The sequence below is a fragment of the Nanoarchaeota archaeon genome, from assembly GCA_018897155.1.
Taxonomy (GTDB): Archaea; EX4484-52; EX4484-52; order EX4484-52; family LFW-46; genus LFW-46.
This window is the reverse complement of sequence record JAHILE010000025.1, coordinates 14574-30459: the sequence shown is the minus strand read 5'-3', so window position 1 is coordinate 30459 and position 15886 is coordinate 14574. Positions and strand designations below refer to the sequence as shown.

Here is a 15886-nt window from a genome sequence, read left to right as displayed (position 1 = left end):
GGAATCACATTAATAATCAATAAATTGTCCTGTTTCTAACTTTCGTTTGACATTATTCCAAGGATAAATTCTACCATTCATAGCGATATAGATACCTTTTTTAAGAACGTTTGCTGCTCCGATAGCCACGCCTAAATTAAACGATGCGTCAGAATCAGAAAATTTTTCAGGTCTTGCGGCACCTGTCAAAATTATGACTTTATTTTTTATATTGCTCAACGCCTTTGCGGTTTCTATCATCGTATCGGTTCCATGAGTGATGATTATTTTATCGGCCATTACCTCTTGGCATGTTTTAGATATTTTAATCCTATCCGCTTCAGTAATGTCTAAACTATCTTTTTTTAAGACCGAAACAATTTCAAAATCAAAGTTGGGCGCAACTCGTTGCACTATTCTTTTTATTGCGGGCTCTGAGATTTCAAAAACATATCCTTTTGTTGTTTTTGGATAATCTTTATCTATTGTTCCGCCGGTTTGAATAAACACTAGTTTCACGTTAGCACCTCATTTTGACGGCTTTAAGTCATTTTTGCCAATACTGTCCTTTTCAAGAATTTGCTTTACTTTTTCTTTTAATGCGGGCAAATCATTTTTTACAATATCGTAAGTGAGGTTAATATCCACTCCAAAATATCCGTGAATGAGCTTGTCGCGCGTCCTTATTATTTCACTCCACGGAATTTCTGGATGTTTTTTTCGAAATTCTTCCGGTAAGTTTTTTGCAGCTTCGCCGATAATTTCAAGTCGCCTTATGGTCGCATCCTGAGTTTCCTCGGAATTAAGAAAATCTTCTCTTGAAAGCTCTTTTGCAGATTTTTCGATTTTTTCCATGCTTTCCTGAATATGCTTAACGAAAACAAGAGGCTCTTTATTCATATGACTTGAATCTCCTCCTTTAGAATTTTGTCTTTTATCAAAGGGTGAAGGGAGTCGTAAGTTATTAAGTCGACTTTTCTTCCGAGTTTTTTTTCGAGCATAAGCTCAAGTCTTGCAAGGTCAAGCAGGCTTTTACCTTCCTTGAATTTAATCAATATGTCAATATCGCTTGACTTTTTTTGCTCTCCGCGCGCAAAAGAGCCAAAAATTCCGGCTTTTAAGACGTTGTTTTGTTTTAGGATCGGTACTAATTGAGCTTTGATATCCTGGATTTTTTTGTCCATTGAATCACCATAATGGTATTTATATTATATTAGTGCGCCTTATTTATATCTCAATCAGTTGTTTTTTGTATTTTCTTATTTGCGTCGACGCCTTTATTTCCATTCACGCCGTTTTTATTATTTCCATTGCATCCATTATTCTGGAAAATAAACTTGCAGTCAAAATGCGGGCCGTAGACAATGCGCTTGAAAAATGCCTTTCCTGATGAGCTGTGCATGTTCGGGACAAATCCGAGCTTGTTCACAATTGCAGTAGAATCTCCGCCAAAGCACATTACAAAGTGTTTGTTCTCTATGTCGAATGCAGCGGAATAGACTTCTGCGCCGCCGACAAATCCCGGGCCTGTCATGAATTTTGCGGATTCGTAATGCCCCATCGCTCCGTTTATCATGACGCTTGTTTTTCTGCGCGCCTCTATCCTTCGCTTGTAGTCTATGATTGTCTTTATGCCGATGTCAATGACCTTTCCATTATGTATTTCGTTGACAGGCACATTCAGTAATGTGTCGTCAGTTTTGATAAAATAATCTTGCGGCAATACTATGCGTCCTTTGAATTTATTCATTATCTCAACAGCCTTTTTTAGCATTTCAGTTTCATCGCTTTTCAGGTTGTCTTTGTCGCGCAAAAGCTCGTTGTTCGGGCCAAGATTTTTTCCCAGCGCTTTTTCCATATGCACTGAAAGAAGGCCACCAAGCAGAGCGTCTGTTTTCGGGAACTTTTCAAGAATCTGCGGAATTAGCTCAAGCTGGTCTGCCAGCTTCCTGCCTCCGATAAGAAGAATTCCACCTTTTTTCTCAAGCATTGCGCACGCCTTTGCCGCCATTTTTACGTCATTGTGAAGCAGCGGACCGCCATAAACCGGCACTCCTTCGCTGCTCAAATGCTCTAAGATAGTGAATGAGCAGAGCTCTTTTCTATGCGATGCAGGATCATCCTTTATTGCATTGAGGTCCGGGATTTTTTTCAGCATTGAATACATTTTTGTCTGTGTGGGATGCGGCGCGGCCCATTCTTCGTCTTCAAGCCGCGTGTTTTCAAGAACTATGATTTCACCATCTCGCGCATTTTTTACCATTTCTGCAATATCGTCTCCGCACCGCTTTCCTGCGAAAGTGATTCTTTCCTGCGGAAGGTGCAATTGCAGGACCTCAACATGGTTTTTTAGGCTTTCTGCTTTGTCGCGGTCTCCCTGATGCGAAGCGACAATGACTGTTCTTGCGCCGCAGTCAAGCGCGTATTTTATCGACAGCGCAGCCTCGCGGATTTTTGAGATGTCCTTGAACTGCCCCGTATTTTTGTCAAATGACGAATTCATGTCCACTTTGTGGAATACGTTTTTCCCTTTTAGATTAGGTTTTTTGAGTTTCATAAAATTACTCTCCATAATGTTCGCGTATATATGATGGCGTGATTGTAATATTTACAGGAGATGTGTGGTTATTATCGTCATCGATTTTTTTTATTTCGTCTTTTGGAACCATTCCAAAAGAGGTTAACATATTCTTTGCGTCGTTGGATAGTCCTTTTAATTTCTTCGGCGTTATTGCATATATTTTGTTGGGGCCATTAAGGACCGCATCACTCGGTAGTATTCCTGCAATTTCCCTATATGTTTGTGCCATAGATTCACCCTCCATTTTTATTTTACAGTCACACTTTTCGCCAGATTCCTTGGCTTGTCCGGGTCGCACCCGCGTAACAGCGCCAACTGATACGACAAAATTTGCATAGGAATTATCTGGACTATTGAATTGAAGTCGCCTGCTTCGCGGACCTTTATGAAATAATCAAAGACGTCGTTGTTTTTCGGGCCGACGCCTATCACATATGCTCCGCGCGCCTTTACCTCCATCGCGCTCGATATTATTTCCTTTTCGTTTTCATCTGCAGTAAAAATCACATACGGTGTTCCTTTTGTTATCAGTGCGTTAGGTCCGTGCTTCAGCTCACCTGCGGCAAATGCCTCTGCATGTATGTAAGAAACTTCCTTTATTTTGTGTGCAGCTTCAAGAGCTGTAGGATACTGCATGCCTCGACCGACAAGATATATGTGCTCATGGTCTTTCAGTTTTTCTGCAAGTGTTTTTACGAATTTTCGCGCGTTCTCAGATGTAAGGTAAAATATGTCTTTTGAAAGCTCGTTAAGCTTAGCGATGCCTTCATCCAGATTTCCTGCAAGCTCGTATGCTATCAGGCCAAGAAGAGCGAGCTGCGAAGTGTATGCTTTTGTTGAGTTTACTGCGATTTCAGGGCCTGCTTTTTGCAGTATCGATTTGTGTGATTCCCGCATAAGAGAAGATCCCATAGAATTTGTTATTGATACGACTTTTGCACCCATTGATTTTGCAGCCCTTATGGCACAAAGCGTGTCTGCAGTCTCTCCGCTTTGGGAAACTGCTATTATAAGGCTCTTATCCGTAAGAAAATGCTTGAAATGCTGGAACTCGGAGGCAACGCAGAAATTTATGTGCTTTTTTGCAATTTTTGAGAATGTGTAGAGGCCGTGAAGGCATGCATATGATGCAGTTCCGCAGGCAACAATATATACTCCGTTTGCCTTTTTTATTTCGTCAGCAATTTCTTTTATTAGTTTCGGATCTATTTTCGATATCCGCTCTATTACGTTCGCCTGCTCCATTATTTCTTTCAGGAAGAAGTGATCGAAATCTCCTTTTTTTGCCTGCTCGGCATCCCATTCGATTTTAGATATATTCCGTTCTACAAAAACATTCTTCTGCATGTTGAATATCTGAAAGCTTCCCTCGATTATCGCCATTTCATTTTCCTCAAGAAATATTGCGTCTTTTGTGTGCTCAAGAAAAGCAGTTACATCTGATGCAAAAAAATATTCGTCTTTACCAATACCTGCAACAAGTGGCGCTTCTTTTCTTACTGCGACCATTTTGCCCTCACCATCCATGGCAATCACAGCATACTGCCCTTCAAGATGCCTAAGCGATCGTTTTGCGGCTTCTATGAAGTCATAACCGCGCCCCATATGATATTCGATTGTGTTGGGTATTGTTTCAGTGTCTGTTTCAGAATTAAAAATGAATCCTTTGCTTTTAAGAAATTCTTTTTGTTTTTCGAAATTCTCGATAATTCCGTTATGCACGACAGCGATTTTTCCGTTGTTTGACAGGTGCGGGTGCGCGTTTTTTTCAGTAACTCCGCCATGCGTAGCCCATCTTGTATGCCCTACACCCATATTCGCATTTGGGAGGTTGATTTCGCTGTTTTTTTCAGGCAGTCGTCCTGCCTTTTTTGCGACAATAATTTCGCTCTTATATGCAACTGCAATGCCCCAGGAATCATATCCGCGGTAGTCAAGCTTTTTAAGGCACTCGAATATTCTTCCCTTTGCATTTTCTTTTCCCGAATATCCGATTATTCCGCACATATCAAAACTCCAGTTAAAGAATTATTTATCAATTGCTTAGCACGATAACCTTCTTTATAATATATATCTTTCTAATAATTTTTTTTTAGTATTATTATATATTTTTTACAATTTGGTTTAAAAACATGTGAAATTCCAATAAACTTGCGCAAAAAATATATAAATTTACTTATACTATTATAATATTGGTTTTAGTATGGTATTCCTTGTAACAGAAAAAAATGATAAGTATTATATCAAAAGCGCGCGAATCATAACCGGCGCCGAAGGTATAAAGAGTATAGCTAACGCTACGGCCCGAAAGATTCTTTTTGGCCTTGCCGAACGGCCGTCGTATCCCGCAGAGCTTGCAAAACGCCTTAGAATTCACGAGCAGCTGGTTTACTATCACATCCGCAGAATGGAGCGCGAAAAGATTGTGGAAGTGAAGAGCAAGTCTGAGCGCGGAGGAGCTCTTGCAAAATATTACGCGCCTACAGAAAGCGCGTTTGCAATCGAGCTTCCATACGGTGAAGAATCGCTTGCTGAGATTCCATTTAGGAAAGAAAATCCGAAGCTTAAGCAGTTCCTTTACCCGTTTATAAATGCCGGGGCTTTAAACTCATATGTTGTTGTCGGCGCGCCGGATCCTCATGGCCTGCATCAGGTAAGGTCGCGCGACGGGCATTATGGGATAGATCTCGCGCTTCTTCTCGGGCAGTATTCCTCAATTCCGAGCGAGTTTGTAACAAAGCTTGATGTTGATGTGCGGGCGGAAAACAAGTATAACCAGAACATGATTCTTGTCGGTGGTGTCCTTACAAATGTGATAACTGCTGAAGTGAACAAATACCTTCCTGTGCGCTTTGATACCGAGAACTTTCCGTTCAGGAAAATAATTTCAGAAAAGACCGGCAAAAGTTATATTGAAGACACCTGCGGAATAATCGCAAAAATCGCAAGCCCGTTTGAGCGCGAAAAAAGTATAATGGTAATTGCAGGAATCAGGTTTGCAGGAACAAAGGCGGCAGTTCTTGGCCTGACAAGGCATTTTGAGGCTATATTTGAGAAATATTCCGGAGAAGATAACTGGGGTTGCGTTGTGCAAGGGCTTGATCTTGACGGTGACGGAAAAGTTGACAGCGTGAGAGTGCTGGAATAAATCATATTTTTATATATCTTTGCGCCCATAAAATACTATGAATTCTGATGCGTCAACTATACAGGTTGTTTTGATTGCCGGCGGAATGGGCGAGCGCCTAAGGCACAGGACTCATGATGCCATTCCAAAAGCTCTTCTTAAGCTCGGCGACAAGCCTATAATTGATTACTGCATCGAGCTTTTTTCAAAAAACGGCTTTAAGGATTTTGTTTTGCTCCTAGGACATGGCGGCGACCAGCTCAAAGATTATGTTGGCGATGGCTCAAAATTTGGAATAACTGTAAAATATTCTCTTGAGAAAGAAAAGCTCGGGAAAGCTGGCGCAATAAAACAAGGGCTTGATATTGGAGTGATAGATCGAAAAAAGGCATGCATAATAACCTATCCGGATGATTTGATTCTAAATAAAGACTTTCCAAAACAGCTCCTCAGGCGCCATATGGTTGGAAAGGAGAAAGGATGCCTTTCAACTGTTGTGCGGGTGAATAAAACAATATACCGCTACGGCGTTGTCAATACAGATGATGAAGGATTCGTCATAAGTTTTGAGGAAAAGCCCCCTGTTATGATGCCGGCAAATGTTGCGATTTATGTTCTTGAGCCACATGTCTATGAGATTATTGACAAGTTTGTCGATATGTCAAAAAAGCCGATTGATTTTGAAGATGTTGTAGTGCCCGAGCTTGTGAGGCGAAGAGTTCTATACAGCTTCACAATACCCTACGAAAGCTGGATTCCGATAAATGAGGAAAAAGAGTTCAGGCAGGCGGAAAAAGCGCTCGGTATAAAAGGCTCAAATAACGGCACGGTTTAATAGACCTTCAAGGCTGTGTTTTACTCTTTTGATATTTGATAAACTGCACAAGTAGTTTTCTTTAGTTCTGAGGTATTATACAGTTCATTTTGTGTCGGCAACAGGCGCACAAAGATTTATATATCTTTATAGCTAATATTTCGTATTGTCATAACTCGTAAGGCGTGATACGTTACTATATGGTTGTGATTTATGTGAGCTTTTTTGACGTTCAGGCGATTTATAAGGAACAGTTAAATCAGACGTCGGAATGGAATTCTAATAACTATCTTCGTGACTTTAATATTCAGCCAGTTATTGACGCACTTTCTTTGAAGAGAGGGAAACCGCCGAATGCGGCGGAAATTGCGAGAAAAATTACGGATGCTTATAAGATACAGTTCGGGCCGCTTAATAATTTTCTTGGAGATTCTGCTGCTAAAGCAGGACTTGAAGATGCTATAAAACTTGGAATTTACACTGTTGCAGCTTTGATAGCCACAGCCGCGCTTTCAGGCTGCGTAAGTTCTGATGCCGCAACATCGCAAATAAATTACTGTGACAGCGATACACCGGCGCCGACGCACACCGTACAGCCAACCACTACAATTAAAGCACTTGATAATCCGATTATGAAAAATACAGATACTGTTTCAAATATTGCCTCAAATGCAGGTTCAATTGACGTAAATGAACCGTTTAATTTGGATGTTGTGTATAAAAATGTTTTTTCGTATACGGGAACCCCGGACGATCGATGGGATGGCGTCGTTAGTTCTGTAGGTGTTGGATTTGATGAAGATGATTTTTATTTAGAAATTATTATGGCTCCCGGGCATGTGACAAAAGAGCTAAATATCGGCAGGAGCGGATTATTTTATCTCGATATAGGATATAATTCAAAAAACAGGGTGGCAAAAGACAATAAGGAGCTGGCTGTCGCGACAAACGGTGTGCTCAAAGTCAGAACTCGATTGAAACACACAATTGACGGAAGAGTGGAAAAGGAATTAACTGATGATGAGAAATTTAATTCTTACCAAGCCACGATGCATGTTTCTGGAAATAAAGTCCACCTAAAAATCGACGGTTTGCGCGAGGAATTGTCTATGGCTCCAAGCCCGTATATTACAGACGGAGATCATTTGATACCGCTTAAAAAATTGTTAGGCTTTGAATGAGTTCCAAAGTTTCAATAACATCCAAAATATGCCGTGATTTTGTTGTCGTTACTAATATCTTTAACCTCAAAAGATATTCTAATTTCATCATTGGTCTCTGGATAGAATTGTTCTTCTAAACGATCCCACGGAAGGCTTACTCTTCGATAATACCGTTCGCCATATATGAAATCAAGAGATGAAAGAGAAAGCCCAGGATCTGTTGTTATCCACACTGCTTTTGCACTGAATTTTATATCTAGTTTACTTATTATCGTTTTTGTTCCATCCGGACATGTGCGTGTCAAAGAGCCGGTTGTTGCTGTACAGCCCCCCCCTAAAGTGCAATCTGCTTTTACCATTCTGCATTTTTCGCCATCAGGACCTGTAGTCGGACATGAAGAATATTTCGTTTCGCAAAGATATGAGCAATACTTCCTATACACACACACATTATTTTTACAATATCCATGACTGTTTACCACACAATCGGTATCGTCGTAGCATTCTGCTTTTTTAGGAGCAGGCGTGCAGGGGCTGTAATCCCCACCACCAATGACGTCTAATTTTATGTCTGCCCCCCCTAACAGTCCATTTTTTTCTGCAACTATTTTTACTTTAGAGTCTGTATCGACCGAAAAATATTCGCCTACGGGGCTAAAGCATCCAAAAGCGCCGCCTAATTTACAGAAATCAACTCCGGTTTGTCCATAGTAGATAATATCCACGTTGCCATTATTTTTGTAGTCTCCGTCAGACTCTCCACAATATAAATTAAATTTATCAGAAGTCCAAACACAAAACGGTATGTCTGAAACGTAGGATATTCCAAAAGAGTCAAGAGATGCTCGGTCTACATTATAGCATTCCGGGATATTCATAGTCATTTCTTTGCAATATGATAATCCACATTTGTCTTCATCTGCACAGCCTTTATATACATCGTTAATGGCTTTCATAAACTCCTTGTATTCAACACTACTTAGTTGTTCGCAAGGTCCCATCCCGCTTATCGCAGCCCGCGCTTTTCCCACAAGTTCTGTGCCATATCCGCTGGCAATTACATAGATCAAAAGAAGCCCAACTAAAAGAAAAATGAGGTGATAGCCCATACCTGTTATGGCTTCTATCGCCATTCCTTCAGTTCCCTTTCTGCGCATAAAATACTTTTGGCTGCGATACTATTTATACTTCATTTAACAGCCATTTCAATAAGGGGACGTAGGCTATTTTCTTTCCGGCAATTTTTTCTTCTGCTTTATAATCTAATGTAATTATTTTCAAGTTTTGCGTTTTTTAAAATTCACACTCAAATTTCAGTTTTTGTGAATTGATATTTGAGCTCAACTGCCCAAAAAACGCAAAACTTCAGTAATTATTGTTAAATTATTGCATTTCAGGTCTTTGGATGCTTTAAGCAGACTTTTTATTTCTCTTTCCTTTGTGGAATGGTCGGATACGTCGTAGCATGTCTGCAGAATCTGCTTTATTTCTTTGCCGTCTTTGATTATGAAATCCGCTATAGGGGGAAATAATATATAAATGTTTCCTTCCTGGAGGGAAATAATGTATTATTATTTCCCTATGTGGAGAACTTCATAAGCATTACATATAAGAAACAGCTGAATTCGCTTTACATCGCCTTGATATCTTTCAGTTTCTTTCGCAAATTATCAACCGCAAGCTCGACTGCTTTTTCAGAACGCGCCCCAGTACAAACAAGCTTTCCGGAATTAAATATCAAAAACACTACCTTTGGCGAATCTAGGCGGTACACAAGCCCCGGGAACTGTTCGGGCTCATATTCGCACTCTCCAAGCTCGAAAACAATCTTGTTCAGGTCAAGGCGCGCCCCAAGCTCTGCAGAAGCGACAATGTTCACAATTTCTGTTTTCGGCTCGCTTGGCACTTTCAGGCCGATTTCTCTGAATTTCTTTATCAGTTTTGTTATGGCGAGTTTTGCTTCGTCAAATGATTTAGCGCCAGAGCATATGATTTTTCCTGTTGTGAATATGAGTGTCGATGCTTTCGGTTCCTTTATGCGGTACACAAGCCCCGGGAATGATTCCGGCTCATATTCTGCGTTTTCAAGGTGCCTTGCAAGAACGTCAAGAAGCATGCGCGTGCCGGTATCTACAGAAATAACAACATTTTGTATTTTTATGTTATGGGATGTTTTAGGAGCTATTTTTTCTTTAGTTTGCGCAACTTTCCCTGTTTTTTTAGAAGTGACCATAAAATATCTGTTTATATATAGCGCAAAAAACCTTTATATAGCCAGTTCACCCTTTCCGAATGGAATGTGCCGCGCGATTTCGTCAAGTGATATCTTCTCTGCTCTTGATTTAAGCTCTTTTGTGCTGTGCGTGATAAGATATGCTTTAACTTCCTCGGCAAGCTTTTTTGCCTCCGAGCGCCCTGGTTTTATTACTGCAAAAGGCTCAGGGACTGAAGAAATCGCGCCTGCAACAGCCTCGCCGTTTTTCACACCAATCGCAAGCCGAAGCTCTGTTTTGAAGGAATTCTTTTTGCCATAGACCATGAACGAGCCTTTTCCGATATATTCTCCTGCAGGCGTTTTTTTGGTCACCTGTTCGGGAAGTACCCAATAGGCATCAACAATCCCGACTCCCGCCTGCCACGCTCTTGAATAGGATGCGACAAACTCAAGCGCTTCTTTTATCGATTTTTCGTCAGCCGGTTTTCCGCGCGTTTTTAGCAATCCGAACGGCGAGCCGGTGATGTCCGCGTGAATCACGATGTCGGTCTTTTCAACACGTTTTTTTATCAATTCCTCGTTTGTGTCTGCGTCCTTTCCTGAAACGCACAGAAATCCGCCGGATGTGAAGAACCAGCGGTATTTGTGGTACCACTCTATTTTTTTTGGCTCGGGCGCGCTTTTTTTCTGTACTGTATCTTTTTTGTGCAAAGACATTTCTTTTTTTGTCCGCTCGATTTCAAGCTTAAGGCGCGCGACTTTTTCCTTCAGTTTTTTCGCCCGGCCGTAGTATTTCTCCGCGCTTTTTGATAGAGGCTGTTCGTAGAAGACAACTACTTTTTCGCCTTCAATTGCTATCGTTATTGTTTTTTCCTTGCGGTTTATCTTGTGCCTTTCCTTTTCTGCAACTGCTTGCTGGAATAGTTCAAAATTTGCATAAATCAAGTCTCCAGTCTTTTTCGCGTGCTTGGACTCGCTTTCAATGCGCGCGATTGCAGACATCTGCTGCTGGAGGCGTATATTGAACTTTGCGGCTGTGCCTTTATCAGCTGCAACAGCTGCCGCGATTTTTGGCGCGTTTCTGGCATCGTCGCATGAAAAATAATCGGCAACCGCTTCGTTGAAAGTACTTGTTTCTTTTCTTGCTTTGCCTTTATGGCGAGCCATTTCAAACGGCGCAAAATCCTCTGCTTTTTCCGCATCAAGAACAACATAAGGCGCCGGTTTTTCTTCGAGTATCTTTTTTATTTCGCGCGATATCGCCGAAATCTCTTTTTCAGAAAGCGTTTTGCAGCTCTTTGTCTTGTCAATATTTGCGCGGAAAAGTATCTCTTCCGCATACTCTCCGCCAAATGACATAACAGATGCAAGGAACACGACAACCTGCCTGTCAGACTCTTTTAACTTGGAGAATATTTCATCATTTTGGGGCTCGGGGTCCCTAAAAGCTTGGAATCCGCAGATTCCATGAGTATTTCCGCGCGCTGGGAACTTGTATGTTTCGCGCATCTTTATCGCGCGGTCTTTCCATTCCTGCCGCTCAAGCATTGACCATATTTTATATTCAGGATCTGTCAGCACAATATTTCCGTTCCTGAATAGCTCGGCGATGATTTTGTGCGCGTCAGTTTCAATGACAATAACTCTGTCGAATTCATGCTGGCTTATTGCCGCTATTTTTTTTCCTCCAAGGTATTTGCGCAGAGTCATTGCAAAAGTAGGCGGAACCTGCCCGTATTCAAATCTTTTCTTTGTCAAAAATATCTTTCCCGAGCCAAGCACAAGCGTATGCGTGCCCTGCTGCGGAATGTGAAGAAGTATATGTATTTCGCGCTCTTTCTGGTAGAACTTTTCCATTCGCGCGCCGATAAGGCCCAGGCTCTGCATTTCAGAAACAATGATTTTGATGTCAAGGGACGAGAGCTCTTCTTTCATGTGTTTTCTTGTTTTGTCATGATTATCAAGCACTAATTGAGCCTTATTTTCTTTTTCCATTTTCATTCACACCCAAACATCGGCAATTTTATCTTTGACTTCATTCCTAATCGAATTTTTATCTTTTTAGATAAGTTTGCATAGCCCGGTCGATTGCAAGCTCCGGGTCGTGTGTTTCATCAATGCGCTCATTTCCGAATTTCGCAAGCCATAATTTGAACGGCTCTGCGTTCTTGGAAGGAATTGATTGAATACGCCTTAATAGCTGTTCTGTATCTGCAACATCGGTTAGCCTCATCTTGCCATCAGATGCCTGCATTCTCAAAGCGTGACAATTTGTCACGGTATCATTTCCTTCGGCCTTTAAGCGTTCCTTTAATTTTCTCCAGTATGCCTGAGGGTCGACGCTTTCCGAGAGAATTCCGGCAACATCAACTATAGAAAAATACCACTTCTCTAACTCGCCATCCCACACGACTCTGACGTTCTGGTCTTGGAATAGTCTTATTGCATTTTCTTTATCCATCAGTTACACCAAATAATTTTATGGGTGATATATTTCACGCGCGCAGTTCCAGCACGTTTTGTTATTCATCCGCCCCAAACTTCAGCAATTTTATCCTTGATTTTCTTCTCAAAAAGTTCAATCAGTTTCTTGTTTGCATCAACCAGCTTCTGTTCTTCTTCGATGCGCGCGACGATTTGCTTTTGGATTTCGAGAGGAGGTAGAGGGATTATCATTTGTTTTATTTCTATTAAATGAAGATTAGTTACTGTTCCTGATTTTGAATGGGCGGTTGCTTGTTTAAACGCATTTGGAGAATTCAAAAATATTTCCAAATAGTTTGAGTTAAGAATATCTCGTTTAGGTTTAAGCAGGGCCAAACTAACAAAAATACTAAACTCCCAATTCCAATCTATCAATTTAGCCACACCAATCGTTCCATTTTTTGAATATAATATGTCTCCTTTTTCAGGTTTACATCGTTTTATTAATTCTTGATGTTCTTCTTTACAGATGAATTTTTTTGAATCGTTAGAGTTTGTTAGATCAGTAACTCTCCAAAAGGGTACTCCTGAATCCATATATTTAGGTGTTAAATGAGTCCCGTCATTTATTTTTATGCAAACTTCATCTAAACTTTTTATTTCCCACTCTTTTTCAATCTTAAAGCTCGGCTTGTAGCTCTCAACGACTTTCTTTGCGCCGTCAATAATATTCTGGTAGCTTTCAAGTTCTTCAACAATTCTTTCTTGGACTTCAAGAGGCGGAAGAGGTATGTTTAATTCTCTAATTATCTTTTGCGAAATATTTGGTTGTGCCCCACCACCACTTAAGCTAATTAAATATGCTTTTCTTGACTTTAATATCGAAAACAAAAATTCAGGAATAAATTTATTATTAGGTAATATACCACAAATTGCCTGATTTGTTGCGGCTTCAAATTTTAATATGCCAACTTGACCTACTGTTGCACCATACATCGCAACTAGAACTGTATTTATTGGAAATATTTTTGCTGATGAATTCTTTAAGCCTAATTCAGTTATATTTTCCTCTGCTTTGTAAATTAATCCTTGTGCAACTTCACCACTTTTTACCCAAGGAATAATTCCATTTTCATAATATTCCGTTTTACTCTTTAAAGGAGTTCCACCTGAAGATGTTTCTGCAACGTCCCCCAACTCCACCAAATCCCATTTCCCATCATAAACAACTGTTTCCTTGTATCTATCCCCTGATAAATTATACTCTCCTGTTTTTCCGATAACTTTTTTAGAAACTATGTGAGCGATTTTGCTCTGAATCTCAGGCTCAACGCCTTCCAATATTGCTTTTTGGTATTTTTGCAGTATTTCTAAAGCTTCTGTCAGGTCGTTATTTTTTATCTCGCGTCTTTGCGCGCCTAATCCGAACCCATCGCTTTCAGCCTTCACAAATAAAATATCTTTGCTTTTTTTGACAATCCGTTTGTCTAAAAACAAAACAGAAGTCTTGACTCCGGAATACGGGTTAAAAACTCCTGCAGGGAGCGAAACAACAGCATATAACGCGTTATCAACCAGCATCTTGCGAAGCTGTTTATATGTCGAGCCTGATTGGAATATGATTCCTTCCGGAACAACAATTCCTGCTTTCCCATCATTTGTCAAATGCTCTGCCATATAATCAACAAATAAAACCTCGGCTCTGTTTGAATCAACAGAAAATCTTTTATGCGGCCTGATTCCGCCTTTTGGCGTCATAAACGGCGGATTAGCTAGTGCAACATCAAACGTTTCATTCCATTTTTCATCAGAAGTTAAAGCATCATACTCATAGATATGCGGATTTTTGAATCCGTGCAAATAAAGATTTACCAGCGATAGCCTGACCATATCAGGAGAGATATCGTAGCCGACAATATTTTCAACTAATTTCTTTCTTTCATCAGGAGTTAATTCAAGCTTGCCATCTTTCATATTTTTTTCTAAAATATGTTTATATGCTGAAATCAGAAAACCCGCAGTTCCGCATGCAGGGTCTAGGATTGTATCCTTTTTAGAAGGATCAACTACTTTGACAATAAAATCAATAATATGACGGGGCGTTCTGAATTGCCCTGCGTCTCCCTGAGAGCCCATAACTGAAAGCAGGTACTCAAAAGCATCCCCTAATCTTTCAGAATGATCATATGTAAAATCATCAATTATTCGTAAAAATGCCCTTAAAGTCTCGGGATCTCTATATGGCAGATAAGCATTTTTGAAAATATCCCTGAATAATTGCGGCAAATTCGGATTTTGATTCATGCTTTGGATTGATTCGCCATAAAGCGCCACTAATTCAAAACCGCTTACAGATCGGTCTAAAATCTTATTCCATGCATATTTGGCATAAGCTCCTGTAAAAAATTTAGATTTCCCGCCCAATTCCTCGGATTTTTTATCCATATCATCCATGAACTTGTAGATTAATGCAACAGTTATCTGTTCAATCTGCGATTTAGGGTCCGGAATTTTTCCCACAAGAATATCTCTTGCTGTATCTATTCTTCTTTTAGTCTCTGAATCAAGCATTTTCCTTCTTCTCCAACAATTTTTTGCTAAATTTATCAAAATCAGACTCAATCTTTTGCGTTTTATCAAATAATTCATATTCTTTGAACGCTTTTTCTTCAGCCTGCTTGAAAGAAATTCTTCCTTTTCCGTCTAAAACTCGGAACTCATTAAACTCTAAAAATTTATTGACGCTTTCTGATAAATTGTGCATTTTCAAAACTGTCCTATTTTCAATTATTCTTTCAACATGATCAAAAAAGCTTGAAATAGTTCTTTCAAGCTGCTTGATTTCTTTTTCAAGAAGATAATTCTTGGCAATTATAGTGTCTGATTTTAAAATTCTTCCCTTTGGCGCATGTTTCCATGTGGATAATCCCATATTGTTCTTTTTGGCATCTGCTTTTTCATAGATAATTTCAGCAGCAGTCTGTCCGGTTATTGCATAATGAAATTTGTTTTGAACTGCTGCATAGAACTCTTTAGTGATTTCGGATTGCGGGTCATAATCAATACTGCATTCCGCAAAAATATCTGTGATTTTCTGGTAAATCCTTCTCTCGCTTGCCCTGATTGAACGAATTCTTTCTAAAAGCTCGTCGAAATAGTCTTTTCCAAAATATTTGCCATTTTTAAGCCGTTCATCATCCATGGCAAATCCTTTAATGACGTACTCTTTCAGAATTTTTGTTGCCCAAATCCTGAATTGAGTGGCTTGTCCGGAGTTCACCCTATACCCCACAGAAATAATTGCGTCAAGATTATAATACTTAGTTTTATACTTTTTACCATCAGAAGCAGTATGTTCCAAAATGGAACTAACTGAATTTTCATCTAATTCACCGCTTTCAAAAATATTTATCAGATGTTTTGTAATTGCAGGTCTTTGAACTCCAAATAAATCCGCCATCTTATCTTGCGTAAGCCAAATATTCTCTTTATGCAAAAAAGCTTCTACTTTGACATTTCCATCCGGAGAGCTATAAATTAAAAAATCCATGGCTTCATCTTTTGGCATTAACTCGTTTGGCAT

15 protein-coding genes are annotated in these 15886 nt (G+C 39.9%); 3 read left to right on the top strand and 12 right to left on the bottom strand.

Annotated features, from left to right (window positions below; translation table 11 throughout):
• Positions 1-9: 9 nt before the first annotated feature.
• Genes KKB09_02880 through glmS form a run of 6 tightly spaced genes read right to left on the bottom strand, consistent with a single transcriptional unit; the run spans position 10 to position 4567 of the window.
• Positions 10-498 (bottom strand): asparaginase, encoded by a 489-nt coding sequence (locus KKB09_02880; protein ID MBU4300141.1) that lies wholly within the window; start codon positions 496-498, stop codon positions 10-12.
• A gap of 9 nt (positions 499-507) precedes the next feature.
• Positions 508-879: a DUF86 domain-containing protein gene (locus KKB09_02875; protein ID MBU4300140.1), complete on the bottom strand. Its 372-nt coding sequence runs from the start codon at positions 877-879 to the stop codon at positions 508-510.
• Positions 876-1163, bottom strand: coding sequence for a nucleotidyltransferase family protein (locus tag KKB09_02870; protein MBU4300139.1), 288 nt, complete (start codon positions 1161-1163; stop codon positions 876-878). Before KKB09_02870 ends, KKB09_02875 begins: the two co-directional genes overlap by 4 nt.
• A gap of 50 nt (positions 1164-1213) precedes the next feature.
• Positions 1214-2536, bottom strand: coding sequence for a phosphoglycerate kinase (gene pgk, locus KKB09_02865; GenBank protein MBU4300138.1), 1323 nt, complete (start codon positions 2534-2536; stop codon positions 1214-1216).
• Positions 2537-2540: 4 nt separating this feature from the next.
• The gene (locus KKB09_02860) at positions 2541-2789 is read right to left on the bottom strand and encodes a hypothetical protein (protein ID MBU4300137.1); all 249 of its coding nucleotides are present in this window, start codon (positions 2787-2789) and stop codon (positions 2541-2543) included.
• A gap of 17 nt (positions 2790-2806) precedes the next feature.
• The gene (gene glmS / locus KKB09_02855; protein ID MBU4300136.1) at positions 2807-4567 is read right to left on the bottom strand and encodes a glutamine--fructose-6-phosphate transaminase (isomerizing); all 1761 of its coding nucleotides are present in this window, start codon (positions 4565-4567) and stop codon (positions 2807-2809) included.
• Positions 4568-4763: 196 nt separating this feature from the next.
• Between glmS and KKB09_02850 the strand changes: the two genes are divergently transcribed.
• From KKB09_02850 to KKB09_02840, 3 genes are all read left to right on the top strand, one after another.
• A complete protein-coding gene (locus KKB09_02850; protein ID MBU4300135.1) occupies positions 4764-5708 on the top strand; it encodes a hypothetical protein in 945 nt (314 codons plus the stop codon).
• A 37-nt stretch (positions 5709-5745) separates the two neighbouring features.
• Entirely contained in the window at positions 5746-6522 is a 777-nt protein-coding gene (locus KKB09_02845) for a nucleotidyltransferase family protein (protein MBU4300134.1), read from the top strand.
• 179 nt (positions 6523-6701) lie between these two features.
• Positions 6702-7682 carry a hypothetical protein gene (locus KKB09_02840; GenBank protein ID MBU4300133.1) on the top strand — a complete coding sequence of 327 codons (981 nt, stop codon included), beginning with the start codon at positions 6702-6704 and terminating at the stop codon, positions 7680-7682.
• An 11-nt stretch (positions 7683-7693) separates the two neighbouring features.
• Here KKB09_02840 and KKB09_02835 read toward each other — a convergent pair whose 3' ends face one another.
• The 6 genes from KKB09_02835 to KKB09_02810 form a co-directional block, all read right to left on the bottom strand.
• Positions 7694-8821, bottom strand: coding sequence for a hypothetical protein (locus KKB09_02835; protein ID MBU4300132.1), 1128 nt, complete (start codon positions 8819-8821; stop codon positions 7694-7696).
• Between the two features lie 473 nt (positions 8822-9294).
• The gene (locus tag KKB09_02830; protein MBU4300131.1) at positions 9295-9897 is read right to left on the bottom strand and encodes a TATA-box-binding protein; all 603 of its coding nucleotides are present in this window, start codon (positions 9895-9897) and stop codon (positions 9295-9297) included.
• A gap of 33 nt (positions 9898-9930) precedes the next feature.
• Positions 9931-11874, bottom strand: a complete 1944-nt coding sequence (locus KKB09_02825) for an NFACT family protein (protein ID MBU4300130.1) — start codon at positions 11872-11874, stop codon at positions 9931-9933.
• 58 nt (positions 11875-11932) lie between these two features.
• Positions 11933-12340, bottom strand: coding sequence for a Bro-N domain-containing protein (locus KKB09_02820; protein ID MBU4300129.1), 408 nt, complete (start codon positions 12338-12340; stop codon positions 11933-11935).
• A 65-nt stretch (positions 12341-12405) separates the two neighbouring features.
• Entirely contained in the window at positions 12406-14874 is a 2469-nt protein-coding gene (locus KKB09_02815; protein ID MBU4300128.1) for an N-6 DNA methylase, read from the bottom strand.
• Positions 14867-15886, bottom strand: coding sequence for a virulence RhuM family protein (locus KKB09_02810; GenBank protein ID MBU4300127.1), 1020 nt, complete (start codon positions 15884-15886; stop codon positions 14867-14869). Before KKB09_02810 ends, KKB09_02815 begins: the two co-directional genes overlap by 8 nt.